General features: G+C 55.8%; 13 protein-coding genes. 3 read left to right on the top strand and 10 right to left on the bottom strand.

Annotated features, from left to right (window positions below; genetic code table 11):
- Nucleotides 1-30: 30 nt before the first annotated feature.
- The 7 genes from MKZ35_RS17735 to MKZ35_RS17705 form a co-directional block, all read right to left on the bottom strand.
- Nucleotides 31-234, bottom strand: a complete 204-nt coding sequence (locus MKZ35_RS17735) for a helix-turn-helix domain-containing protein (protein WP_482514518.1) — start codon at nucleotides 232-234, stop codon at nucleotides 31-33.
- 3 nt (nucleotides 235-237) lie between these two features.
- Nucleotides 238-765, bottom strand: a complete 528-nt coding sequence (locus MKZ35_RS17730; RefSeq protein WP_482514517.1) for a DUF2975 domain-containing protein — start codon at nucleotides 763-765, stop codon at nucleotides 238-240.
- Nucleotides 766-940: 175 nt separating this feature from the next.
- Nucleotides 941-3406: a translocation and assembly module lipoprotein TamL gene (tamL, locus tag MKZ35_RS17725; protein WP_482514516.1), complete on the bottom strand. Its 2466-nt coding sequence runs from the start codon at nucleotides 3404-3406 to the stop codon at nucleotides 941-943.
- A 100-nt stretch (nucleotides 3407-3506) separates the two neighbouring features.
- The gene (locus tag MKZ35_RS17720) at nucleotides 3507-8003 is read right to left on the bottom strand and encodes a translocation/assembly module TamB domain-containing protein (RefSeq protein WP_482514515.1); all 4497 of its coding nucleotides are present in this window, start codon (nucleotides 8001-8003) and stop codon (nucleotides 3507-3509) included.
- A gap of 14 nt (nucleotides 8004-8017) precedes the next feature.
- Complete coding sequence (locus MKZ35_RS17715) at nucleotides 8018-8689, bottom strand: DUF748 domain-containing protein (protein WP_482514514.1); 672 nt, start codon at nucleotides 8687-8689, stop codon at nucleotides 8018-8020.
- 262 nt (nucleotides 8690-8951) lie between these two features.
- Nucleotides 8952-10580 (bottom strand): DUF4394 domain-containing protein, encoded by a 1629-nt coding sequence (locus tag MKZ35_RS17710; RefSeq protein WP_482514513.1) that lies wholly within the window; start codon nucleotides 10578-10580, stop codon nucleotides 8952-8954.
- Between the two features lie 424 nt (nucleotides 10581-11004).
- Nucleotides 11005-12630, bottom strand: a complete 1626-nt coding sequence (locus MKZ35_RS17705; RefSeq protein ID WP_482514512.1) for a DUF4394 domain-containing protein — start codon at nucleotides 12628-12630, stop codon at nucleotides 11005-11007.
- A gap of 203 nt (nucleotides 12631-12833) precedes the next feature.
- On the opposite strand from MKZ35_RS17705, the gene MKZ35_RS17700 reads away from it, so the two are divergent.
- The 3 genes from MKZ35_RS17700 to MKZ35_RS17690 all read left to right on the top strand — a co-directional run bounded on the left by MKZ35_RS17700 (nucleotide 12834) and on the right by MKZ35_RS17690 (nucleotide 22222).
- Nucleotides 12834-15581 carry a 4-alpha-glucanotransferase gene (locus MKZ35_RS17700; RefSeq protein WP_482514511.1) on the top strand — a complete coding sequence of 916 codons (2748 nt, stop codon included), beginning with the start codon at nucleotides 12834-12836 and terminating at the stop codon, nucleotides 15579-15581.
- A 1099-nt stretch (nucleotides 15582-16680) separates the two neighbouring features.
- Complete coding sequence (locus MKZ35_RS17695) at nucleotides 16681-21165, top strand: right-handed parallel beta-helix repeat-containing protein (RefSeq protein ID WP_482514510.1); 4485 nt, start codon at nucleotides 16681-16683, stop codon at nucleotides 21163-21165.
- Nucleotides 21166-21256: 91 nt separating this feature from the next.
- Complete coding sequence (locus MKZ35_RS17690) at nucleotides 21257-22222, top strand: NAD(P)/FAD-dependent oxidoreductase (protein ID WP_482514509.1); 966 nt, start codon at nucleotides 21257-21259, stop codon at nucleotides 22220-22222.
- Between the two features lie 9 nt (nucleotides 22223-22231).
- On the opposite strand, the gene MKZ35_RS17685 is transcribed toward MKZ35_RS17690, so the two are convergent.
- The 3 genes from MKZ35_RS17685 to MKZ35_RS17675 all read right to left on the bottom strand — a co-directional run bounded on the left by MKZ35_RS17685 (nucleotide 22232) and on the right by MKZ35_RS17675 (nucleotide 24783).
- Nucleotides 22232-23611 carry an ATP-binding protein gene (locus MKZ35_RS17685; RefSeq protein ID WP_482514508.1) on the bottom strand — a complete coding sequence of 460 codons (1380 nt, stop codon included), beginning with the start codon at nucleotides 23609-23611 and terminating at the stop codon, nucleotides 22232-22234.
- A 123-nt stretch (nucleotides 23612-23734) separates the two neighbouring features.
- Complete coding sequence (locus tag MKZ35_RS17680; RefSeq protein WP_482514507.1) at nucleotides 23735-24043, bottom strand: hypothetical protein; 309 nt, start codon at nucleotides 24041-24043, stop codon at nucleotides 23735-23737.
- Nucleotides 24044-24555: 512 nt separating this feature from the next.
- Nucleotides 24556-24783, bottom strand: a complete 228-nt coding sequence (locus tag MKZ35_RS17675; protein WP_482514786.1) for a hypothetical protein — start codon at nucleotides 24781-24783, stop codon at nucleotides 24556-24558.
- Nucleotides 24784-24796 lie beyond the last annotated feature (13 nt).

The raw sequence follows: 24796 nt of genomic DNA, 5'->3' as shown, positions 1-24796 counted from the left end.
TGGCACGGGCTGAAGCCCGTGCCACGTCGGTTACTCCACGAATTCCAGAATATCCCCCGGCTGGCAGTTCAGGGCCTGGCAAATAGCCTCAAGCGTACTGAAGCGGACTGCTTTTGCCTTGCCGGTTTTTAATATGGAGAGATTGGATAAGGTTAGATTAACTTTTTCGGAAAGCTCATTCAAAGACATCTTGCGCCTGGCCATCATTACGTCCAAATTCACGACTATGGGCATAGCTCAGACGGTTAGCTCGTTTTCGGATTGAAACTCAACCCCGCGTTTGAATACCTGCGCGACGATAAACAGCACGCCGGCCAGAAATAAAAACTCGCTGCTGCCCCACTCCTGTTGCAGGGACACGCCTTTTTTGATCAACCAGTCGCCATAGCCGTTGGCCAGCAACCCCACCACACCCGCTCCCAAAGCGACGTGACTGATTTTCGTTATCAAAAAGGAAACGTTGGCATCAAAGGGATGCGTGAAATTAAATCGCAAAAAAATCTTTACGACCAAATAGGCGATATAAGCCTTCAGGCCGGATAAGGCAATCATGAGCGACACCAAAAAAGTGTAGTAGCGGGTATCGAGCCGGTAAAGGTCGAATAGGTTGAGCCCTGAGTAGAGGTTGCGCGCCCCTTCCGGATTAACAAACAGGCTCACCAGAAAGGCCATGAGCAGGGCACCAGTTTTGATGCACAAGCCGATAAACAGAACCCAGAACACTACGTGCACGGTTGTCAGGATAAACTTGTCTTTTGCTTTCATGGTCGTTTGCATGAACTATTGTACATAAATTACAATAAAAATTTATTGATAAGCAATAAATAATCTGTTTATTTCAATCTTTCTCCTTGGGTTGAGCACCAAAAAAGCCCCCCGGATCATCTCTGGGAGGCTTTTTTATATAGCGGTGACTTGTTGTGTGCAACGGGAGGTGAGGCTAGAACGGATAGCCGATACCAATATTCAAACGCACGGCTTTAAAGCCAGAATCCAGCTTATCGTACACATCCCCATTAGGCGCTTGGAAAGTTGAATTCTCAAACGGATAAATGAGCGGGTAAGCAGCATCGAAGCGAATAACGAAGAACTGCACGTCGATGCGAATGCCCGCGCCGGCACCCACGGCTAACTCCTTAAAGAAGCTATTGAACTTGAACTGGCCGTTTTTGCCGTCGGGCTGGCCGTTCGCGTCAAAGGTGGGTCGGTCCGCATCGGCATTAATAAGCCAGATATTACCGGCATCCACGAAGAGCGCACCCTTCACATAGGGAAACAAGTCGTGGCGGTATTCGATGTTGGCTTCCAGACGCATGTCGCCCACCTGGTCGTAGAAGCTGGTTACGTCCTCCGGGTCCTGGGAGCGGTACGTGCCGGGCCCGATGCCCCGCGCGGCGAAGGCCCGCACGCTATTGGGGCCGCCAATACCGTACTGCTTCAGGTAAGGCAGCGCCTCGGAGTTCTTGTACGGCACGCCCACCCCAATTAATAAGCGCGTAGCAAAGCGGTTGCCGCTGGTCGGGTCGGGCGAGATGCGGTAGTAGTTGCGCAGCTCCAGATTGACTTTCGTATACTGCGCGAACTCCTGTCCGAACAGGTTATAGTCGCCAAACTCATTCTGCGGAGCCCCGCGCAGGCTCTGGGTCAGGTAAGCCAGGTTGCCGGCCAGCTCAATACCACCGTTGAAATAAATCTGGTTGCGGCGCTGCTCCAGCACCTGCTGATTGTAGGTGTAGCTGTAGCTGCTGCCCAGAATAAACTGCTGCCGGAAGCTATTGGCCAGAAACGGCCGCTCCGCCAACAAAGCATCAAAAGCCGTGTCGGTGTTGGCCAGGCGCAAGAACTCTATGTTGATGGGCTGAAGCTGCTGCTCGTTGGTAAGCTTGGTTTTCCAACTGTAGCCATAGCCGAGATTAAATACATCCTGCTGGAAAAAATTGGTACGCAGCACATACTTATAGCCCGCATTGAAGAAGGTGCGCGGCTGGAAATCCGAATTGACCAAGCGGATATTGAAAGGGGGCGTAATCAGGCGCGGCACCAGCAGCTGCGCATCGGCCCCGATGGTAGTAGACGTAACGCCCGACTGAATGCCATTGCCGGTTTCAAACGAGGCGCGCGCATTAATCAATAGCTGCTCGGCGCCGCGCAGGGCGGAGCGGTTGCGAAACTGCACCACCACGCCCGGCCCGGTGAAGATGTTGGACACGTTCATCTGTACTTCCGCCCGCAGCGACTTTTTGGGCACCTGCGTCATGCGCACCAGCGCGTTAAGCTGCCCATACGCAGCCGAATCGGGTGCGTTGCGGGCCGGTCGGTAGCGGATATCCACAAACTTAAAGGTGCCCAGGCTCATCAGCCGGCTCAGCGTCTGGTCGGAGCGGCGGCGGCGGTAGATGCTGTCGGGGTAGATGAAGGTGGCGTTGGTAATGGCTTTGGCCTTAAATACTTCCTCGTCCGGGAAGTACCGGTAGCCCCGAAACATGAAAGGCTCCTTAGCTCCTTCGGTGGTATCGGAAAGGGTATAGTCGGTGTTCAGCGTTACCCGATTAAGAACGTAAGGCTTGGCAGCCTGGGGCGGAATCGTGCCCTTGATTTTCAGGTAGACATTCGCCTCATTATCCAGGGTGCTGTCTACCTGAAACAGAATATAATCGGGGTTGAAGTAGTAATAGCCCTGATTCTTGAGCGCCGCGTCAATGCGCACCCGCTCATTTATCATGGTTTGCAGATTGTACGGGTCGCCTACTTTCAGCAGCGAGTTTGGCTCCGTGGCCCGGATGGCGCGGTCGAGGAGCGTGTCGCGGTCGGGGAAGTGGATTTCCTTGATCAAATATGGCTTGCCCACCGTGGCCACGTAGTCAACGGAGGCCGTGTTGTCCTTCACTTTTACCTTGCTGCTGACCGCGGGCTTGAAATAACCGTTGTTGTACAAACGATTGGTCATCAAGCCCTTCACGTTGTTGGTATCCACGGCACTCAGCAGTACGGGCTCTTCGCCGTATTTATCGGCCAGCCACTTGCCCAGGCCTTTGGTCTTGCCCTCGCCCATGTGCCAGAAATAAAGCTTGGGCCGCAGCCCCAGAATGGACGTGTTAGGCTTGGGCGTAATCACCGCTTCCAGCTCCGTGGTCAGCGCCGATTCGTTCGGAACGGGGCTTTCCGACTTAATCGTAACGGTGCTGCCGGTGTAGAGCCTGCTGCCTTCGGGAATAAACTTGGTGCCAGAGCACCCGGCCAGTACCAGCAGCAGGGCAAAAAAGCCCCCCAGCCGCCATTGGGGGGCTTTTTTTGAAGAGAAAAGAAAGGTGTAGGTCGTAGAAAGCACGGATTTGCGTTGGATGGCGTGAGCAAACAGATGGAACGTCATGTATAAAAGAACGTCATGCAGAGCAGAGCGAAGCATCTCGCTCGCGGTAGTAGGATTACTACTCCAGTGTCAGCACGCGAGATGCTTTGTCGCTGCTTCATGCGCAGAATGCTCTGCATGACGTTCGAACAAAAAACTACCGACCCGAAGTAGTCTGGCGCCGGGCCAGGCGCCCCGCTTCGCGCCGGGGCGTAGCCACGGTTTGCACGGAGTCTTTAGCAGCTTTGTCTTCTTCTTTTTCGCGTTTGCGGTTTTGCTTGCGCTCTTCTTTCACGTCTTTATCAATGCCCTGAAACAGCTCGGCCAGGTTCTGATAGTCGCGCTGGTAGATGAGAGCCGCGCCGTTGCGCACGTATTGTCCATCAATGTCGCCGTAGGCGTTGTTGCGGTAGGCGCGCAGGCGCAGGCGGCCGTTGGCCAGAATATCATATTCAATGCTCACGTCGCCGGCGAAGTTGCTTACACTCTGCTGCCCGCTGGAGGCTTGGTTGCCCCCGGCCAACGGCACATCAGTACCCAGGCGCACGGTTACGCGGTCGTTGAAAAGTTGACGCCGCACGGCCACATTCAGATCGGTGCGCGTTTTCTCCGAGCCTGAAGAGAAGTCAGCCTGCGAGTTTACGCCCAGCTCCACGCCTAAGTTGGAAAGGTAGCTGCCCGTGAGCTTGTTGAGTTGCTGGGTAAGCACCTGGCTGGCGCTGCCTCGCAGCTGCTCCGCCACCAGGCTACCCCCGCTCGACTCGAAAGGATTGGCGGCCAAAAAGCGCTCCAGCACCAGCAACGAAAATACCTGCTTGTTCAACTCGTCGGTCTGGCTGGGCTGGCGCAGCTGAGCCAGGCGATTTTCAATCTGGGGCCGCAGCTGGGTGCGGGCGTCTTCGGGTAGTTGAATATCGAAGCTGATGACGGGTTTGAGCAGGTCGCCGTTTACTTTCAGCAGTACCTCAAAAGGCAGCTGGTTGCGGCCAATAGCTTGCAGACTCTCATCCGCTTCGCCCTGACCAGCCAGCAGCTCAGCCGGGGCCGTCCGCACGTTATAAATGGCCGTCACGTTGGTCTGCGCGTTGTAGGGGTCGCCGCTCCAGACAATAGAGCTGCCCGGCGCGATGTCGAATTCCCGCGAAGCCAGATCATACAGTGACATGGCATACTTGCCCTCCGTCACATCCAGCCGGCCGCTGAGCGTGATGGTGCCCGCCGGATCGATGGCGGTGTTCAAAGTGCCCGCGGCCCGCACTTGCAGGTTGTCGCCGGAGGCCTGGTCGATAACGATGGTAAAGGGTGTCTCGTCGGTCACGGTGACGACGGCGGCAATATCGAAGCCCTCCGCCGTTTGGGCCGAATCGACGGGCGCCTGGCGGGCCAGCATGGTATCGAGCGGGGCGCTGAGGTCGATGAATTCCACGATGCCCTCGCGCTCCACGGCCACGGCCTCATCATTGGGTACCACTACGGTCAAATTAGAGCCTTCCACCACCGTGGCCGTAGTGCGGATGCGCGGCAGCGTGAGGTTGCCGGTAATGCGCGTGTCCGAATCGACCAGCAGCTTGCCGTAGAATATCTCGTTGTCGCGCTGGGTGCTTTGCACTGCCAGGAAGTCATTGGTTACGGCCCGCAGCTGAAAGCGGTAGTCATCGATGTAGTTCTGCGTGTACACGTAGCCATTGATTTCCGCCTTGTTGTTCAGCGAATCCAGGATGGTGAAGTCCTGGAATTTAATGCCCTGCTCATCGAAAATCAGGCTTTCGTCGGGCAAAGTGAAAGGCGCGCCAAGCTGGGTAAGTGTAAAGCCGGCGTCATTGGTGGTGAGCGTACCTCGCACTTCGGGGGCAGCTGTAGTACCTCGTACCGTAAAATTACCCGTCAGGTAGCCGGTCATCTCGCGCACTTCGCCGAGGGCAAAAGGCTCGGCCGTATTCAGATTGAGGCGAGCCACGTTGATGGCCATATCCAAGGTGCCAGCCGCTAGATAATAACCGGTGGCGCGCACCTCGTTGTTATTGGGGCCGCCCGTCAGCCGAGCGTCCACTTGGTAGCGGTCGGCGGTGGGGTTGGTAGCATTCAACGACAGGTCACCGATGATCGATTTGTTGTAGGCAAAGCTGCTCAGGATCATATCAGCGGTGAACGCCTGGCGCGGCTGGCCGAGGCTCCGCACCACCGCCTGCCCGTTGAGCGTGCCGCCTACCAAGGAATCCTGCAAGCCCCCCGCCACGGCCAGCATATTCAAATCGAGGTTACCCAGGCGAGCCTGCAACGGATATTCAGCTCCCGGTAACGTCTGCAATTCGATAAACTGCTGACCCTGACTTAAACGCACATTCTCGGCCCGAATGGCCCCCGAAGCCAGCGTGTAGCGCACCTGGTTGTTGGGCGCTACCGTCCATTTCTGATTGTTTACCACCAGGTTTTCATCAAAGCTGAACGCGTATGCGTCGCCCTGATTCAGTACTTGCAGTACCCCCGCCAGATTCAGCAGCTGGGCGCTATCCGATTCCGCGATACGCACGTTGGTAGCCACCTGGTTGTTGGCTACGCTGCCGGTCACGCTGGGGTTGGGTAGGCGTAGGCTGGTATCCTGGCTGACCTGACGCATCCGCAGCGCATAGTCCAGCTTTTGGGGGTCAGAAGCAATAGTAAGCTGCGTGGAATCGAGCCGGTATCCACTGTAGACGATAACCGGAATGCGGCTGTTCAGCGTCAGGTTTGCATCCCGGCTATCAAAGCCGCCGGTTAGGTTGAAAGGCGAGATTTTGGTTAGGCCCGGCACCAGCGCCGCAATCGGGCGGGGCTCCAGCACGCGCACATCGAAGGTGAAATTGCGCGCCGGACCGCCCGCTACGTAGCGCACGTCAGGCAGATCGAAGTAGCGGTCAATGTGTTGCTGCAACACCGTTGCCAAGTCACCCAGAGGCGTATTGCCGTCCAGCTTCACCGTAAACATATCGGAGGTAATATCTACCGCCGAGCGACCGGGCTGCTGCACAATTTTACCTTCCAGCTCTCCGAAAGCAAAAGGCTGATTATCGCGCACAACAACCACATTCTGCCCCGAGAAGGTACCGTTGATGGAGTTAGCGTCAGCACCGCTGAGGTTGGCCGTCAGGTTACCCTGCACGCGCAAGTCGCCGCCGGTGTAGAAGCCCAGCGCCGTCAGATTTGCCCCCCGCAGGTTCAGTGAGCTAATTTCGTAACTCGGGTTGTTGGCGTCGCGCAGATTCACGGTAGCCAGCAGATCCAGATTCAGATTGGGATCGGTTTTGCTCTCGGCGGCAATCACGTAGCGGTTGCGGTCGATATCAACGGTGGCCGCGATGTCGCGGTAGGTGTAGCCATTATATTGGGCCCGCTGCACATCGGCCACCAAACGGCCCTGCATAGTAGCCGGGTTGAGGCCGCGGGCGTTCAGCCGGCCGGTGGTCGTAATGCGGCCAATAGTAGGATCGCGCAAAATGGCCCCCACGTTGAAGTTTTGCACCGAGAAGCTGGCCGTAATAGGTTCCCGTCCGACGGGGCCGGGCTCCATATTTACGACGGCCGTTGCGTTGCCAAAGCTGGTATTTACTTTCAGATTGGTGTCAAACACCATCGCCGTTGGTCGGCCCCGAAAAGTACCCGACACGGCAATACGCGGCGGCAATTGGTATTCGGGCGGAATAGTGCCGGCCGGAGCCATGCTCTTGATATCGGCGGCCGTGGTGGTAAACTGCGCAATATTTAGGTTAGTGTAGAGGCGGCGGTCCACTTCGGGCAGGCCCTGAATGCGACCACTGGCGCGCAGCACGGTGTTGCGGAAGCCGACCACATCCAGGTTTTGCACCCGAAAGTCGCCCACGCGCCCATCTATCCGTCCACTGATAAGCACCGACTGATTGGGCCCCGTGGTGAAGGGCGGCGTGCTGGCTAGGTCGGGAGCTAAGTATAGAATATCGCGAAAGCCGAGGCGTGTTTCGCGTAGATCAGCTTCCAAACTAATCTGCCCGATTTGGGTGGTATCGGCCAGCGCATCCAGGCTTTCGTAGCCAAAGGCTAGGGTGCGGCGGATGCGGGTGTGGGGCGTAATCAGGTCGAGGTTGTCGAGGCGGGTTTGCACCGAGTCGAAGATTACATCGGCCGTAGCGCTTTCCACTTCAAATCCGCTTTGCTCCTTGCCCGCCAGATTCACGATGCGGCCCGTGGTGCGGTTTTCGGAGTAAAACAGGTTCTCCGTATTCAGGATCAAATCCGTGAACTTGAGGTGGTTGTAGTCCATGCCCCGCACGCGGGTTTTCTGGGCGGGCTCGTCGAAGTTATCAAAGGCCACGTCCACGCCGCTGATGTCGGAGCGCTTCAGCGTAACTACCCAGCTGGCTTCCTCACCACTCGCCTTTTCCACCGATTCATTCAAGTCGCGCACCGCCTCGGCCGGGTTGATGATGCGCTCCTCTGTCGGCACGTTTTCGTTTTGGGCGTAGGCGAAGGTGGTGTTGCGCAGGCGCAACGTATTTAGGTCAACGCGAGCATTGGCTAAGTCAATGTTATCAGCCGTGATTTCGGCCTGCCCCACGCGCGTATCGATGTACTGAGCCGAGGGGGCGTTTTTGTACGTCAGGCTGACGTTGTCGAGCAACGCCTTGTTCAGACCCAACTCCAACTCCAGCGGCTCGCTTACGGCCGTGTCCGGGGGGCATTTTTGCTCTGCACAATAGTGATGTTCGTATTGCGCAGCACCGCCTGGTCGATGCGGTAAGTAGAGGCGTCCACATCCACGGCGTCCATGTTCACGCCCAGTTCGCCGACGCGCGTCTTCACGGCCATGCCTTCCACCTGGTCGTCGTAGGTGAGGCGGATATTGGTCAGGCGGGCATCGCCGATATTGTACTGGAAGCCCGCGCTGGCGGTATCTACCGGGGCCGTGGTGGTGTCGCCGGTGGCAAAGGCCGCCGTGATATAGTCGAAGTTGAAGGTGCTGTCGGGTAGGGTGCGCGTGATGCCCACGGTGCCGTCGTTCAGCTCCACCGACTTCACATTAATCTGCGACTTGGTCAGCGCCCACAAGTCGATATTGACGCCCAAATGCCCTACAGACAGCAGCGTATCACCCTTCTGATCCTCCAGGTACACATCGTCGAGGGAAATGGCGTTGCGCCAGTCGGTGCGGAATTTCCCGATTCGTACTTCCGTACCAATCTTATCTTGCAGATAGCTGCTGGCTTTGCGGGCCGCAAAGTCCTGAGCGGCCGGAAACTGCAGCGCTACCACTACCAGAATTACCAGTGGGACAACAAAAGCCAGCAGCCCCAGAATACCATAGAGGATGCGGCGAACGTACGTTGGCAAGGATTTGATAACTCAGTTGTGCTTAAAGTGTTCAGTATCACCCAACGAAAAAAGGCGGGGCGGGGTTGGCTGGGGGCTTTTTTGGTAGTAGAACGCGCTATGTATCGCAACTGATGCAGCGGGAAGCACGAAACCTGCAAACTGATAAGCCGTAGCGGCGGACTTGGTAAGGCTTCTATTCGCACCTCTCTGCTAAAAGCACTTTTCATAAAAAAGCCCCAGCATAGGAGCTGGGGCTTTAAGTATATCACCGGATGATAACTTAGAAACCTAAACCGATGGCAAAAGCGGTACCGTCAATACCAGGCGTAAAGCTAAAGCGGCCTATGGTGTTGCTAGCGCCCGTCGCCAAATCAATCTTGTTCACAACGTAGGTCTCGCCTTGAGTAGTGAATCCATAGGCGGTATTGGTGGTGCCGCCAATATCCAGATACGAAGTCCGGAAGATGTCCCCCACTTCCACCAAGGTTCCCGCGTTCGGCGGGTTTATTTGGTAGAGCTTCGCGCTAATGTTCGCGCCCACCGCGTACAGTGTGGTGCTCGTGGCGCCGGCAAAATTGTTGGTATACGCTACTGAAAAAATCGTCGCGCCGCTCGGATTGATGGGCGTGTCCTCAGTGACTACACCGTCCGCTGGATTCACCCGCAGGTTTCGGCCCGTTCTGGTCACGATGCGAATCCGGTCGGCCACGGGATTGAAGTCAAAGGCGTAGGCCTGCCCAAAGGGTAAGAGGACGCTCAGATCAGCCGCGCGCGTTGCTCGGCCGGTACCTAGGTCAATGGTGTACAGGCGAGTACTTTCTGTGTAAATGGTGCCATCCCTGTAGGGGCCGCCTTCGCCCGTTACCAGTGCGTAGAGCTGGCCCGTGGCGGGACGAAAATCCAATCCTACCACTGTTTCATTGGGAGCAAGCCCCATGGACTTTCTCGCGGCAGCCGTAGGATCAGATAAGTTGGTGGGGTCAAAAATAGATAACTCGTTTGCTGCTCCCCTCGACGGCTGTCTGAAATAGCCAGCGGCATACGCCACGGGCCGGGTAGGAATAGCCAGGCCGCTGTAGTTCAGGTTGGCCGCGTACTGCGCTAAGGAACGCGCGGCGCCGGTGCTCAGATCGACTGCAAAGAGCGTGGGGTTACCATTGACTGCGTACAAGCCCAGGGCTGTACCGGTTGTGGCATCGATGTCGAAGCCGCCGTTGTCCGTGATGTTCAAACTCAGGTTGCCGACGGGTACGAGCGTACCGTTATTAGGCGGGTCCTGGCGGTAGAGCTGATCGGTAGTCGGGTCCAGGTCGTAGAGCACCGTCGTTTCGGCCCCAGCCACATTGTTGGTATAAGCTGCGCCGGTAATGGTAGCGCCCGCCGCCCCGTTGAGCACGCCATCGGTAGCGGCCACGGTGCCGGTCTCGGGATTCAGGCGCAGGTTCTGGCCCGTGCTGGTTACCAAGCGAATGCGGTCCACGGTGGGGTTGAAGTCAAAGCCCACTAAGTTGCCCTGCACGGCCGGCGTGAAGGCACCCGCACCAATAGCCCGCGCGGTGCCCGTGTTCTGGTTGATAACATACAGACGGCTACCGCTGCTCACGCCGTAGAGCTGGCCCGTGGCGGGACGGAAGTCGATGGCTAATAAGGTTTCGCCACTGCCCAAGCCTGTAATAGCGACGGAACTGGTACGGGTGGCCGCGTTGCCTGTATTATAAGCATCGAGCCGGGTCCCTCCCGACAAGGCGAAGAAGGCAATGTCCTGGCCTAAGGGCGGAAAGGTAGGGATGGTGGGTGGCGTGGGGGTGGGCTTGGGGAAGTACTGCTCCAGGATGTCCTCGCAGCTCGTGAGCGAGGATACTAACAGGACAGCCGCGCCCCACTTGGCGAGGGAAGAGGTTTTTAGCATTCCAATGGGATTATAGGATGGAAAGAAGAAAGAATTGAATGAAGACGTTTCACGCCTTACGCAACTCTACAGTATTCGGATGTTATTATGGTGGTAGTTATTGCCGTCCCTCACCTGCTACATAAAGGAGTACAAGCTGGTTATGACTGCTAAAGAGGCTTTGGCTATACACCGAGCTTAGCTACTCCTTAAAACACACTAGCCCTGGCTTATCAGCCAGGGCTTTGTTTTGATACTCAACTAAAGCACCTAGGATACCTTAGAAGGTGGTTGAAGTAAGTTTTGGGCCGCTGAAATGGTGTAGAGACACACTGGTTGGCGTCTCGTGGTTGCAGGAACCTGCTGGAAGGAAGCACGAACGGCGCAGACGGCCAGACGCCGACTAGTACGTCTCTACCATATCCCTGTTCACTCAAATGGCTTCTTAAAAGCCTAAGCCCACGGTAAATCCTCTCAGCCCTGGAATTACGATATTGTAGTTGCCGCCCTCATTCAGCCGCGGGGCGTTACCCGTAGTCAAATCGATAGCATACAAGTCGGTAGAGCCGAAGATATTTAGCATAGCATAGCCCTTATTGCTGGTGCCGCCAATATCGAAAGTACCACTCGCTACGGCCTGTATGCCTAAATCACCGATGCTTACGAGGGTGCCATCGTTAGGCGGCGTTTGCTGGTAAAGCGTCGCGACAGCGGGAGCCCCCCGCCCGTTCCCTACGCCTACTCGGCCTATAACATACAAGGTAGTAGTCGTTGCGCCCGCAAAGTTATTGGAGTAGGCGGCCGCATAGATGCCCTTGTCGCTTGGATTGAGAGTGCCATCTACGACGACCGTGCCGTCTATGGGATTGACCCGTAGGTTCTGGCCCGAACTACTCACAACGCGAATGCGGTCCGCGACAGGATTGAAGTCAAAGCCTGGGTCGTCAGAATCTACTCGAACACTTAAGGTAGCCACTAGCGTAGCGGCGCCCGTTGCCGCGTTGATTGTGTACAGCCGGTTATCACCCTGCGGAGCCGGAGCAGGTCCCCTTTGCACGGCTAAAGCATAGAGCTGCCCAGTGGCCGGACGAAAGTCAAGGGCAATAAACGATTCGTTTGGCCCCAACCCTGTGATTGGTTTGTTAATGGTAGCCGAGGCGGCAGGATTCGTAAGATCAATAATGGACAATGTGCCCGAGTTGCTGCTGCCACCCAGGGCATAGGCCACAGCTCGCGTAGGAATCGCAATTCCCGAATAATTCAAGCTCGCCCTGTACCGGGCCAAGGGCCGCGCCACGCCCGTGGTTAAGTTCACAGTGAAGAGAGTAGGGTTGCCATTGACGGTGTACAAGCCCAAAGATGTGCCAGTCTTGGCATCGATATCGAAGCCTCCGTCGCCCGTGATATTCAGGTTCAGGTTGCCGACCGGTACGAGGGTGCCATCATTCGGCGGGTTCTGGCGATAGAGCTGATCCGTCGTAGGGTCCAGGTCATAGAGCACCGTCGTCGTGGCGCCGGCCGTATTGTTGGAGTACGCCGCCCCGGTGACGGTGGCCCCCGCCGCCCCGTTGATAGCGCCGTCGGTGGTGGCCACCGTGCCCGTCTCGGGATTCAGCCGCAGGTTCTGGCCCGTGCTGGTCACGAGGCGAATCCGGTCCACGGTAGGGTTGAAGTCGAAGCCCACCAAATTGCCCCCCAGCGCGGGCGTGAAGGCCCCAGCGCCAACTACGCGAGCGACGCCCGTGTTCTGGTTTATGACGTAGAGGCGACTCGCGCTGCTCACTCCGTAAAGCTGGCCCGTGGCCGGCCGGAAGTCAATAGCCAGGATCTGCTCGCCACTTTGCAAACCCTTAATAGCCACTGAAGCAGTACGGGTAGCCGGATCCTTGGTCGAATACGCATCCAGCGTCGTACCGCCTGATAGCGCGTAGAAGGGAATGTCTAGGCCCAGTGATGGAAAGGTAGGGGTAGGCTTTGGAAAGTATTTCTCCAGTATGTCTTCGCAGCTGCTCAGCGACGATGCCAGCAAGACGCCCATGGCCCACTTGGCGAGTGTAGGAATTTTCATCATTTGGGATTCATTAGTATGTTTAAATAAAGAAATACTAGAACTTATTCAATTAAGTACTCTATTTAAGTATATAGATTTAGATTATCAAACTTTTGTTAAAAGGTCAAGCCTATCCCAACCTTGCCAGCTTAGATAGGTAGCTATGAGAGCACGGCAGAAACCCTGGTAACCCTTATCTTTCGCGCCCATCCTGATTTCTTCGAATGATTATTCGCTTCTCTCTCCCCTACTTCACCGAGCCCGGCCAGCGCATCGCGGTCTGCGGCTCCGAGCCCAGCCTGGGCCAGTGGAACCTCGACCACGCGCTTTTTTTGCACTACGCTGCCCGCACGGGCCAGTGGACCCAGGAAATCAGCGTTCCGACTGATCACCCTCTCCCCATCGAGTACAAGTATGTGCTGCTCGATGAGCGCGACGGCAGCAAGCACTGGGAATGGGGCCAAAACCGGGTTGTAGCTGATTCTGGAAGGCTTTTTCCTCGCCTTACAGTAGAAGATTATTGGCGCGCGCCCGCCGAGCCCGACAATGAGCTGCACACGGCCGCCTTTACCAAAGCCTTGTTTCGTCGGGGGCCGCACCCGACTCCTGCAAGCCCTACCGCTTCGCGAGCCCTGACCGATGCTTCGGCCGGCACCGTACGGTTTCAGCTGGTGGCCCCGCGGGTAGCGCCTCACCACCAGATTTGTATTCTGGGCTCCGATGAAGCGTTGGGCGCCTGGGATGCGAGTCGGGCCGTTATTCTCGACGACCAGCAGTACCCTACCTGGACCGCTGAAGTAACCTTGGAGCAGCCCGATCAGAACACCCAATACAAGTACGCTATCCGCAACCCGCAAACCGGCCAGATCATTCATCTGGAGACCGGCGACGACCGGGTAATTTTGCCCCCCACGCCCGCTAACACCCTGCGGGTGCGGGCCGATGAAGGGTTCCGCTACCCGGCCGGCAACTGGCGCGGAGCCGGCTTGGCGCTGCCGGTTTTCTCGCTGCGCACGAAGCAGGGGTTGGGCGTAGGCGAATTTTCGGACCTGAAGATGCTGGCCGACTGGTCGGCAGAAGCGGGCCTGAAGCTAATGCAGATTCTGCCCATCAACGACACCACCGCCACCCACACCTGGGTCGATTCGTACCCGTACGCGGCCATTTCGGTGTTTGCCCTGCATCCGCTCTACCTCCACCTGGATGGTATCGCGGAGCTGGCTGATGCCACTGACCGCACCGAGCTAGTCCGTCTGCGCGAGGAGCTGAATGCCCGCGACTTCGTAGACTATGAGCCGGTGATGGAAGCCAAATGGAAGTTCATCAAGCGCTTGTATGAGCAGGAGAAGACTGCTTTCCTCGCCGACCCCGCTTTTAAAGCTTTCTTGGTGGAGCAAAATGAATGGCTGGTGCCCTACGCCGCCTTCTCGGCCCTGCGTGACCGGTTTGGCACGGCCGATTTCCAGCAGTGGCCCGCCGAGTTTCAAACGCCCCAGAATCTTGATGAGCTTACGGCCCCCGACCAGCCCGATTCCGACGAGTTCGGCCTGCACTTCTTCACCCAGTTTCACCTTGATAAGCAGCTGCGCGAAGCCGTGGAATACGCCCGTGAGCGCGGCGTGGTGCTCAAGGGCGATTTGCCCATCGGTATCTACCGCCACTCCGTAGACGCCTGGACTCAGCCCGAGCTGTACCACATGGACCGCCAGGCCGGCGCTCCGCCAGATGATTTCTCGGTTACGGGCCAGAACTGGCGCTTCCCCACCTACAACTGGGAGCGCATGGCCGAGGATAATTACCAGTGGTGGCGCAACCGCCTGAGCCACCTGGCCCGCTACTTCGACGTGCTGCGCATCGACCATATCCTAGGCTTTTTCCGCATCTGGGAAATTCCGGGTCATTCGGTGGAAGGTCTTTTGGGGCACTTTGCGCCCGCCTTACCCCTGCACCGCCACGAGATTGAGCAGCGCCTGGGCTGGTTTGATTATGGCCGCCTGTGCGAGCCGTATATCCGCTGGCACATGCTCCAGCACATCTTCCACGCCCAGGCCCAGGCCGTGTTCGATGAGTTTATGGAGGATGCCGGCTACGGCGCTATCCGCCTCAAAGACTACGTGCGCACCCAGCGTCAGATGGAGGCATTATTTGACCAACGAATTGCCGCAGATCCAAACAATGCCGAGCACCTGCGCTGGCTGCGCACGGGCCTGTATCGGTTGGTAAACGAGGTGCTGTTTGTGCCCGCCGACGAGCCTGACTTCTACCACCCGCGCATTACGGTGTATCTGAGCACATCATTTAAGGAGCTGGATGATCATAATCGCCATCTGATCAATGAGATCTACAACGACTTTTTCTTCCGTCGCCACGAGGATTTCTGGCGGCGCCAGGGCCTGGTAAAATTGCCCCCCGTACGCTACGCCACCGACATGCTCATCTGCGGCGAGGACCTGGGCATGGTGCCCGCCTCCGTGCCGGGCGTGATGCGTGAGCTGGGGATGCTGGGCCTCAACATCCAGCGCATGCCCTCCGACCCCAAGGTAGAGTTCGGCCACCCCATGCATGCGCCTTACCTGTCCGTTGTCAGTCCCGGCTCACACGATATGAGCACTTTGCGCGGCTGGTGGGAAGAAGACCGCGACCTTACCCAGCGCTTCTTCGAGGACTTACTCGGTCATCAGGGCGAATCTGCCCCCCAGTACTGCGAACCTTGGGTAGCCCGCGAAATACTGGTGCAACACCTGCATTCACCCGCCATGTGGGCTATTTTTCCCCTTCAGGATTTGCTGGCTACTGATGTTGGCCTGCGCCGCGAAAACCCGCAGGAGGAGCAGATTAACGTTCCGTCCAATCCGCAGCACTTCTGGAAGTATCGGCTGCATTTGAATCTGGAAGAGCTGGCGCAGGCAACTAACTTCACCCGTGAGCTGCAAGAGCTAGTTGATACCAGTAAAAGGAGCCAGGTATACTGACCTGAACGAAGTCAAACAGTTAGTAATAGTAGTAGGACTTACGCAGTTGCTTTTACCAAACCGCTTTTACAGCCCCTGGGGGGCTTTTTCAAGTTTCTTGAGCAGCTTTTATACCTACCGTAACTGCTTGGCTATCCAGTTCTTTTGTTTCAACTGCGTAAGTCCTAAGTAGATAGGCGGCAGCTGATGGGGAAGATTTCCTCTCAGCTGCCGCCTGTTTTTTTCACAGTACCTATATCAACCGAAATATTTGACAGCCTTACCACTGACTAAAAAAGCATTTTCGTGACTTAAAAGGCGCCTTTATTCATCCTGCGAAGTAAGACATGCTGCTGTAGTTATTAGTTATGTTTTATAGCGTACACTCGTTATTGATTTTTCAATTTAAACAGTTCAACTTATTCTTTTATCGATTCTAAAAAAATATAATTATATCATTTTAAATTATACTCGTTACTCTATCTAATTATTTGCAAGCATTATACAATTGTCAGATATACGGCCAATAAAAAGTGTGTTTCATCGAAAATAGGCTTATTCTCAATAATTAAGGCAACATATTTGATTGATATAATATAAAGCTATCCCTTTTTTAGCGTCTGACTCTCATATCGGATTTTTAGATCTTTTCATGAAGAAACTTGTACAGTCCTTATTCCTAATTTTAGTACTAATTCCTTTTGGTGCCCGGTCAGAAGGCTCTAGGCAGCTTACCCCCAACCGTAACCCAAACTTGGCGTTAACAGATGTGAATAACACGCGCTCTGGCTACTTATCGCACGACGCCAACTTTAGTGGGAGTGCAGCATCCAGAGCCTTCCTAAAGCCATCCGGATTTACGCGGAACGGTGGTGTTTACAACGACAATCAGCGTATGTATGTGCTGGTGAAGCCCGGAGAGACCGTCTATTACGGCGTACATCGCACGCCTCATGCCCAAGGGAATCTTAACCAAGGAAACCTTATTATTAGCACCCGCTGGAGCAATGATGGAACTGGCGCAGGAACTTTAGGCAACATAACAAAGCTTTATCGCGACTCCGCCTCAGCCCGACAAACCCTTCTTCTGACCAATCAAGCGGGCGTTATTGCCGATACCGTGCAGAATCGCGTCGGGCCCAGAGTCGGGGGCTTACCAGTTAATGGGTACTCGCCGCTTTCCTACAGCAACACCACCACCACCACGCAGTATGTATGGTTTGAATTTGTGCAGCAGGGCGAAAATGCAATGGCTGATGGTGAACGTTTTTCCGTGTATGACTTCTGGGACTTTACGGTAAAGACGACCGCCGGCGTTACCAAGCCTGGCCGCTTGTTCAGCAAGCAATGGGCCTTCTCGGCTGGCGACATTAACGGCCGCTTTTCGGCTGAGTTTAACATGTACCCGCTTATCCCCAGCCCGAAAGAGCCGGGCAAATACTTTGTCAAAAAGTTTGAGCTGGCGGGCCTGGCGCCGCAGAACTTCTTTCGATTCGTGGCCAACAGTAAGGGAGCTGATCCCGCGCTGGTTACCCCCAATGACTTTCTCTCTACCACCAAAAGCCAGACGACAGCCATTGACTACCCCGAGTACTTGAGCTTCGTGAATGACCCAGACCCGCAGGTATGGCCCAGCGCCGCTGACCCTGACTTGCGGATAGTCTCGACTGCTTCCTATTGCAACGGCACGGGCGGCGTTATGGAATTCTTCCTGCGCTCCACTTTAGGCGGCAAGGTCAATATTATAATTGACCTTGATGGCGTGCCGGGCTACCAAGCCAGCGGTACCGACGTACTGATTACGCAAACTATTCCGGTGGGCAACTCCCGCATAGAGTGGAACGGTCGCAATGGACAAGGCGCGGTGGTTGTTTCTGGCACACCGGTGTCGCTGACATTCAAAAATGACGTCTCGCCCATCGCGCCGGTAAACTTCCCGGTTCTGGACGCGGAGAATAACCTGGACGGCTTCCGGATTCAGAACGTGCGGCCCGGCTCGCAGGGCTTCGACGTGCTGTACTGGGATGACAGCAACTTACAAGCTGCTAGGCCCGCTAAATTTCCCACTCCATTCGTTGAGCTAACGGGGGTTAGCTCCCGTAACGGCGTTCATGCCTGGGGTGGCCCAGCAGGTGACGCCAAAGTTGATGCCGGCGACAACTATTTGATTAATACCTACACCTACGGCAATACAGAGCAGCAAACGCAGCTATTTATCTTCAGCTACCTGTGCGACCCCGACGGCGACGGCATAGGGGATGTGGCCGATATTGATCAGGACAACGATGGCATCACCAACATCGCCGAAAGCGGCGGGGTAGACCCGGCTTTCATCACGACCAACAACGTGCCCCGCTACCTGGATGCCTTTGAGGCGAATTTCGTTGATATCAACAGTGATGGCGTCAACGACGTGTATGACCTTGATTTGGATGGACGCCCCAATTTCCTGGATATCGACGCCGACGGCGACGGAATTCCGGATGCTATTGAGGCCAACGGCGGCGCAGAACCCACTGGCTACAACGCTTCGCTTTCGCGCTTCCCCAGCACGGGCGTGGGGGCCAACGGTATGCCGGACGCAGCTGAAACTACGGTGGAGAGTGGCGTTACCAAACTGCCATTGACCAACACTGACAACATCGGCCGGCCCGACTACCTGGATATTGATGCTGACAACGACGGCATCGTGGATAATATTGAGGCACAAGCTTCGGCCGCTTACCGGGCTCCTACTGGCGTTGATACTGACCTGGATGGTCTTGATAATCGGTATGACCTGACGCCCGGTGGCGCAGTTACGGCCGGCGTAGCGGTACCCCTCACTAATACCGATGGTGATACACTACCTGACTACCGCGACCTGAACTCGGACAATGACTCACGCACCGACGCGGTAGAAGGCTGGGATACCAACAACGACGGCGTAGCTGAGAAAACGGCCTCCGGCCTAGACGCTGATAATGACGGCCTGGATGACGCCTTTGATAACGACGCTACCCGTACCAACCCCACCAATAACCAGACGCCGCAGTCGTTCCCGAACGTGAATATAACGGGCACGCCCGAGCTTGACTGGCGTGAGATCTTTACACCAGCCGCAATCAATACGACTATTAGTGGCCGCGTCTTCGAAGATGTGAACTACGGTGGCAGCGCGGGCCGGGACTACGCGACGGCTAATACTTCGGCCATGAATAGCGGCTTTACCACTGCTTCTATTCTGCGCGGCGGCGTAACGGTGGAGCTATATGATGCAAACGGAGGTTTTGCTGGTACGACCACGACTACGAATGGTACCTATAGTTTCTCTATAACTCAGCCGGGCTCCTACACCGTGCGGGTAGTATCCAGCACTGGTTTTACTTCGGTGCGAACGCCCGCAGCGACGGGTTTGGTGCCTGTTCAGACCTTTGCTTATGACCAGACTAATTTGGTTGGTGGTCAAATACCTAGCAAGGCGGATGGCCCCGCTCGCAGCGGCACCCAGACTTTGAACCAGATAATCAACGGTACCACAACGACTGCTCACTCTCTGGCTGCTGTATCGGTACCCACCACAGCTACGACTACGGCTGCTGTTACGAATGTCGATTTTGGCTTCAATTTCGATGTTATCAGCAATACCAATGATGCTGGTCAAGGGTCGTTGCGGCAGTTTATTATTAACTCTAACGCCTTGGCTAACACAAATCTGGCGCAAGCCGGCCTCCTAGCCGGCAAGGAAACTTCCATCTTCATGATTGGTGATGGTCGCACGACGAACGTTCCGGCTGGTTTGCGCAGCGGGGTAAATGGTGGTTTCAACACGGCTGCGCAAACCGCCACTATTGCGCTTGCCTCGGCACTACCCTCTATTACAGATAATAACACGGTGCTCGACGGTTCCCGGCAAACGGCAGTTACTGGCAATAACGTGCCCGCGGTAGCCGGAACAACTACCGGCCCGGAAGTGATTATTGATTTCAAGCTCTTTAGCGGACTAACAGTCACAGGTGCATCAGCTCGTATTGCTTCGCTGGGTTTTAGTAATGCCAAAGGAAATAGCACCAATACCGTTAGCATCGCACAAGGGGCCGCTGTGAACCTGAACACCGCAACTAGCGCGACGGTAACGGATGTGACGATAACAGAGAGTAATACGATTGGGATTCGTTTGAGTAATTCTGACGGGGCAGTGATAACGAATAATGTAGTGATTGGCAGTTCAACGCAGACCACTGGTGCTGACGGTATTCAGTTACTAGGAGGCACTGCTGATGCTTCCATCACTGGCAATACCATCAGCAAAAACCGCAACAACGGTATTGAACTTCTCAGCGGTAGCAATAATACCAACACGATCAGCGGCAACACAATCCGCGACAACGGCGCGGGTATTACTATCATCGTAGGTAACGACAATACACTCAGTCAAAATATTATCACTAATAACACCGGTGATGGTATCGTAGCCGCTCCTCTTACCTCCGGCAACCGCTTCACTCAGAATAGTATTTCTGGCAACGGCGACCTGGGTATCGACCTCTCGGCAACGGGAACAACTGGGGTTACCGGCGATGGCGCCACTAAAAACGCCGACAGCAAAACCGCAGCCAGCGGCGCAAACGGCCTCCTCAACTTCCCGGTCCTCACCCAGGCGGTGGTGACAGACGCAGTTACCGGCAGCCTCAAAATAACGGGCTTCGCCCCGGCGGGCAGCACCATCGAGCTATTTATCGCCGACCGCAATGCTTTGGCCTTCGGGCAGGGCCAGACGTATATATTCTCTGCCTTAGAAGGCGGCAGCATGGCGCAGGGCTTTACCGGAACCAGCGTTAGCATTACGGATCAGGATGCTAAAGTTGGCACTTACTCAGGCCTCATCAACGGCTTGGACCAAGGCAGCGAAACGAACGCGCCGCGCTTTGCTTTCAGCATTCCGATGAGCAGCCTGACTACAGCCCAGCGCACGGCACTTACTACCAACGGCGCCCGCCTGACGGCCACTGCTACTATGAATGGCACTGCTACCTCAGAATTCTCGGGTAGTATTCTCATTGGTCAAAATCAGCCGCTGCCCGTAGAGTTGGTCAAGTTTGAAGCTACTGCTCAAACTGGTAATGCCTTACTGACCTGGGCTACCGCTTCGGAGAAAAACAACGACCACTTCGACGTGGAGCGCTCCGTGAACGGCACTGCATTCGAGCGCGTGGGCACGGTGAAAGGCAATGGTACTACATCTAGCGCCCATCAGTACTCTTTTGTGGATGCAGGTGCCGGCCGCTTTGGCCAGCAGCTTTACTACCGCCTGCGCCAGGTAGATACTGATGGTAAGGAGAGTTTCTCGCCGGTACGCACGGTTACTTTTGCCCCCCAGACTGCACAGGTAACGCTGTATCCTAACCCGGCCAACACTACCGCTACCCTCGACCTGAGCACACTGCCTGCCGGGGCTTACTCGGTAATGCTGGTCGATATGACGGGTCGTACGCTGATGACGCAGCAGGTAGCCGGTGGATTGCATCAGCCGCTCGCCGTGAGCCAGTTGCCAGCGGGTACGTATTTGATACGCATACAAGGTATCAACACGAATCTGACGCAGCGGCTGGTAAAGCAGAAGTAGCGTATTAATACCAATTTTTTACGTAAAAAAGCCCCCCGGCCTAACCGCTGGGGGGCTTTTTTGGTATAGGGCTTTTAATCCTTCGTCTCTTATGCCTGCCTCAGTACCTCTGCCCAAAGCCGCGCGCCGCCTTCGGCCTGCTGCCGACTACGATGTTGTTATAATAGGCGCCGGAAGTGCCGGGCTCAGCGCGGCGCTGGTGCTGGGCCGCTGCTTACGCCGCGTATTGGTGTGCGATGGGGGCGCACCGCGCAATGATCCTTCGCCCGCGGTGTGGGGCTTCTTTACCCGCGACGGGGTGCAACCCAGTGAGCTGCTGCGCCTAGGTCTAGAGCAGCTGGCCGCTTATCCGAGTGTAGAAGTGTGCCCCCTGCGTGTTACCGATTTGACTGTAAGCGATATAGGCTTTACCATCGTAGCTGATACGGCAGCCAGCCGGACCCGGACCATAACGGCGCGCAAAGTACTGCTGGCAACGGGCGTGGAGGACGAATTGCCCCCTCTGGATGGCATGCGCGAGTTCTGGGGACGTGGCGTGCTGCACTGCCCGTACTGCCACGGCTGGGAAGTACGCGACCGGGCCATAGCCGTTTACGGGCGGGGAAAAGGCGTTACGGGCCTCGCACTGCTCGTCAGCCGGTGGTCGAAGGACGTGGTGGTGTGCACCGATGGTCCGGGGGGCCTTTCAGAAAAAGCCTGGCAGCGCCTGCAAAAGCAAGGTATTGCTGTGCGGGAAGAGTCTATTGAACGCCTGGAAGGCACCGAGGGCGAAGGTCTGCACCACGTACTTTTTAAAACCGGCGACAAGCTGGTGCGGGAGGCGCTGTTTGTGCACCCGCACCAGCATCAGCGCACCAATCTGGCCGAGCGGCTGGGGTGTCGCCTCAACAGCAAAGGAGCCGTGTGGACGGATAAAAGGCAGCAAACCTCGGTGCCAGGCCTCTATGCCGCCGGCGACACGACGACCGGGATGCAGCAGGCTATTCTGGCCGCCGCCGAAGGTTCGCTGGCCGCCATCATGATGAATGAAAAGCTAACAAAGGAAGAGTGCACCTGATGCGCTCTATCAGCCGGGTATGCGAATGGTAAACTCGGTGTATTCGCCTTCCTGGCTTTCTACCGTGAGCGAACCGTTGTGGCCTTTGGTAATGATATCATAGCTCAGCGACAGGCCCAGGCCCGTGCCTTCACCCGTGGGCTTGGTGGTGAAGAAGGGCTGGAAAATCTTATCCTTCACATTGGCCGGCATCCCCATGCCGTTGTCGCGCACATGCACTTCTACGTCGCTGGCCTCCGTGCGGCGGGTGCTTACGCTCACTGTCGGCACGTAGCCTTCCGGCATGCATTCTTTCTTTTTCTGAACTGCGTAGAAGGCATTAGTAAAGAGGTTGAGCATTACCCGACCTATATCCTGCGAAATAGCATTCACCAGCCCCAGCTCCGGATACAGGTTGGTGTAGAGAGTGGCATTAAAGGTTTTATCCTTAGCCCGTAAGCCGTGATACGCCAGGCGCAGGTATTCGTCGGCCAGGGTATTTATATCGGTAGGCTGAAGCTCACCCGTGCTGGCCCGGCTGTGCTCCAGCATGCCCTTCACGATGGATGCTGCCCGTTGGCCGTGGTGCGTAATTTTCTGGAGGTTCTGCTTCAGATCAATCAGCAGCTCGGTTTCCAGGTCGGCGTTGCGGGTAGGCTTGCGCTTTTCCTCCTCCAGCTCCGTAATCAACTCCGCGCTTACATCCGAGAAGTTGGTCACGAAGTTCAGCGGGTTTTGAATCTCGTGGGCAATACCAGCCGTCAACTCGCCCAATGAAGCCATCTTCTCGGCCTGAATAAGCTGGGTTTGCGTGGTTTTCAGCTCGGTCAGGGCCTGGCGCAACTCCTCCGTCTGCTTGGTAAGCGTGGCCGTGCGTTCGGCCACCAACCGCTCCAGCTCCGCGTTCTGGGCCGCGATGCGGTATTTTTCTTGTTCTTCTTCCTCGCGTAGCAGCCGTTCTTTCTCCAGGTGCTTTTTCTGATTGCGGGCAATCAGCACAAAGGTGATCATCCATATCACCGTAAAGCCCTGCGAGGCGTCGAAGGCATTTTCATAGTCCTCCGCCAGCTTCCAATCCGATACCGCCAGCAACAGCTCAATGGCGGAGTACAGGGTATACGGCACTACGGCCAGCAACAGTGTCCGGGCCGGGCGGTAGTCTCGCAACGATGTCGCTACCAGTATGACTACCCCAAAGACGAAGAGCATGTACACTTCGTCGAGCTGGTCGTTTCCAAAGTTGAAAAGAAGGTCAATAATACCCAGCCCCACCCCCGGCACCCAAATCCAAGTCAGCAGCTTATCCAAATGAGGCCGGCGCTTGGGCAAGTCAAAAAACCTACGCAAGAGCCGCACCACCAGCAGCTGGGCCAGCAGAATGCTAATTATTATTTGGCCATCAAATTTCATAGAGGAAGCCTGTTCTGAAACAGTAAGAAAACTGGCAAGCAAGAGGATCATTGCTTGCTAAGCTACTGAGTACCTATTTGCATGCCAGCTTGTCGGAGCGGTTCAGCTTAGTGGGAAATAGTGCTACTCATCTTTCGCTAACTTTTTGGTTAACCAGTTTTTGGGAAGCGGAACGGTAAAAACAACTGTTGGATTGCTGGTGCGCGGCCGGCGCCGGGTGGTGAGCTTTTTTACCTTGTCATCCTCTTTCGACAAAAGAATACTAGCATAATCTCTGATAAGCCCCACGGAGGAAGGAAGGGCGACGCGGACAGTGAGCTGCTGCTGCTGCGAGGTGTCGGGAGGTTTGGAGCCAGCGCGATTCTGCGCCTGGCTGCTCATGATGGAAAGCGGACAGGCAAGACATAGAAAGAATACTTTAACACCAGACATGGAGGAACGCGACGCTATACTACTGATTGTGAATAGAATTTATCCGGAACTCACTATCGAATTATGAACAAATCTACTGTGTTTGCTTTCTGAAGCAATAGGTCAGCAAACGCAACTACCCCCCGTTGCTTGTAAGGGAGTAACTGGCACTGTGGTAACGTGCCCTGTTCCTTCAAAGCCTGCTCTGGCAAGCGCTAATTCAGGGCATGTTACCGCGTAGCCACGCCTCAGAGCCCGTCTGCCCGATCAGTAAGTCTATCCAGGTTTTCCGTTGAGCTAATGGTGCAGCCAAATTCCTCGCTTCGTGCACCAGAAAAGAAGCCTGCCCACTTTGGACAGGCATCCTTGCAGAGCTAAGCTTCTTAAAATCAGCTTTTCCAGCAACGCGCCAAAGACGGTTCAGGCCGGTATGCAGGTAACGAGTTGGGGCACTTCATCATCGAAGGGGCGGCATAGCGCAAGCCTATGGCAGTCGTGAAATCCAACGCGTGGGACCAGCTATGCCTGCACCGTTACCGGGCCGCTGCCCATCGGCTGCATTCGATACTCCAGCTATGGACTGTTGCCGCGCTAGGCGTCTGGCTCCGAATAGTTCTGGGGAAAGCCGTTACACCCGAAAGCGTGCGGCCCAAATCTGAAAAAACGGTTTGCCATTTTACGCTGCTGCCGTTCGCGGCCTGGCTGCAGTGTTCAGCCGTCATTGATACATAGCCGTCGGTTTCTACAAAGACCTTCGCCAGCTTGGGTCAGGTG

This window comes from Hymenobacter sp. R533113 (assembly GCF_056835965.1).
This window is presented reverse-complemented; position numbering and strand designations above follow the sequence as displayed.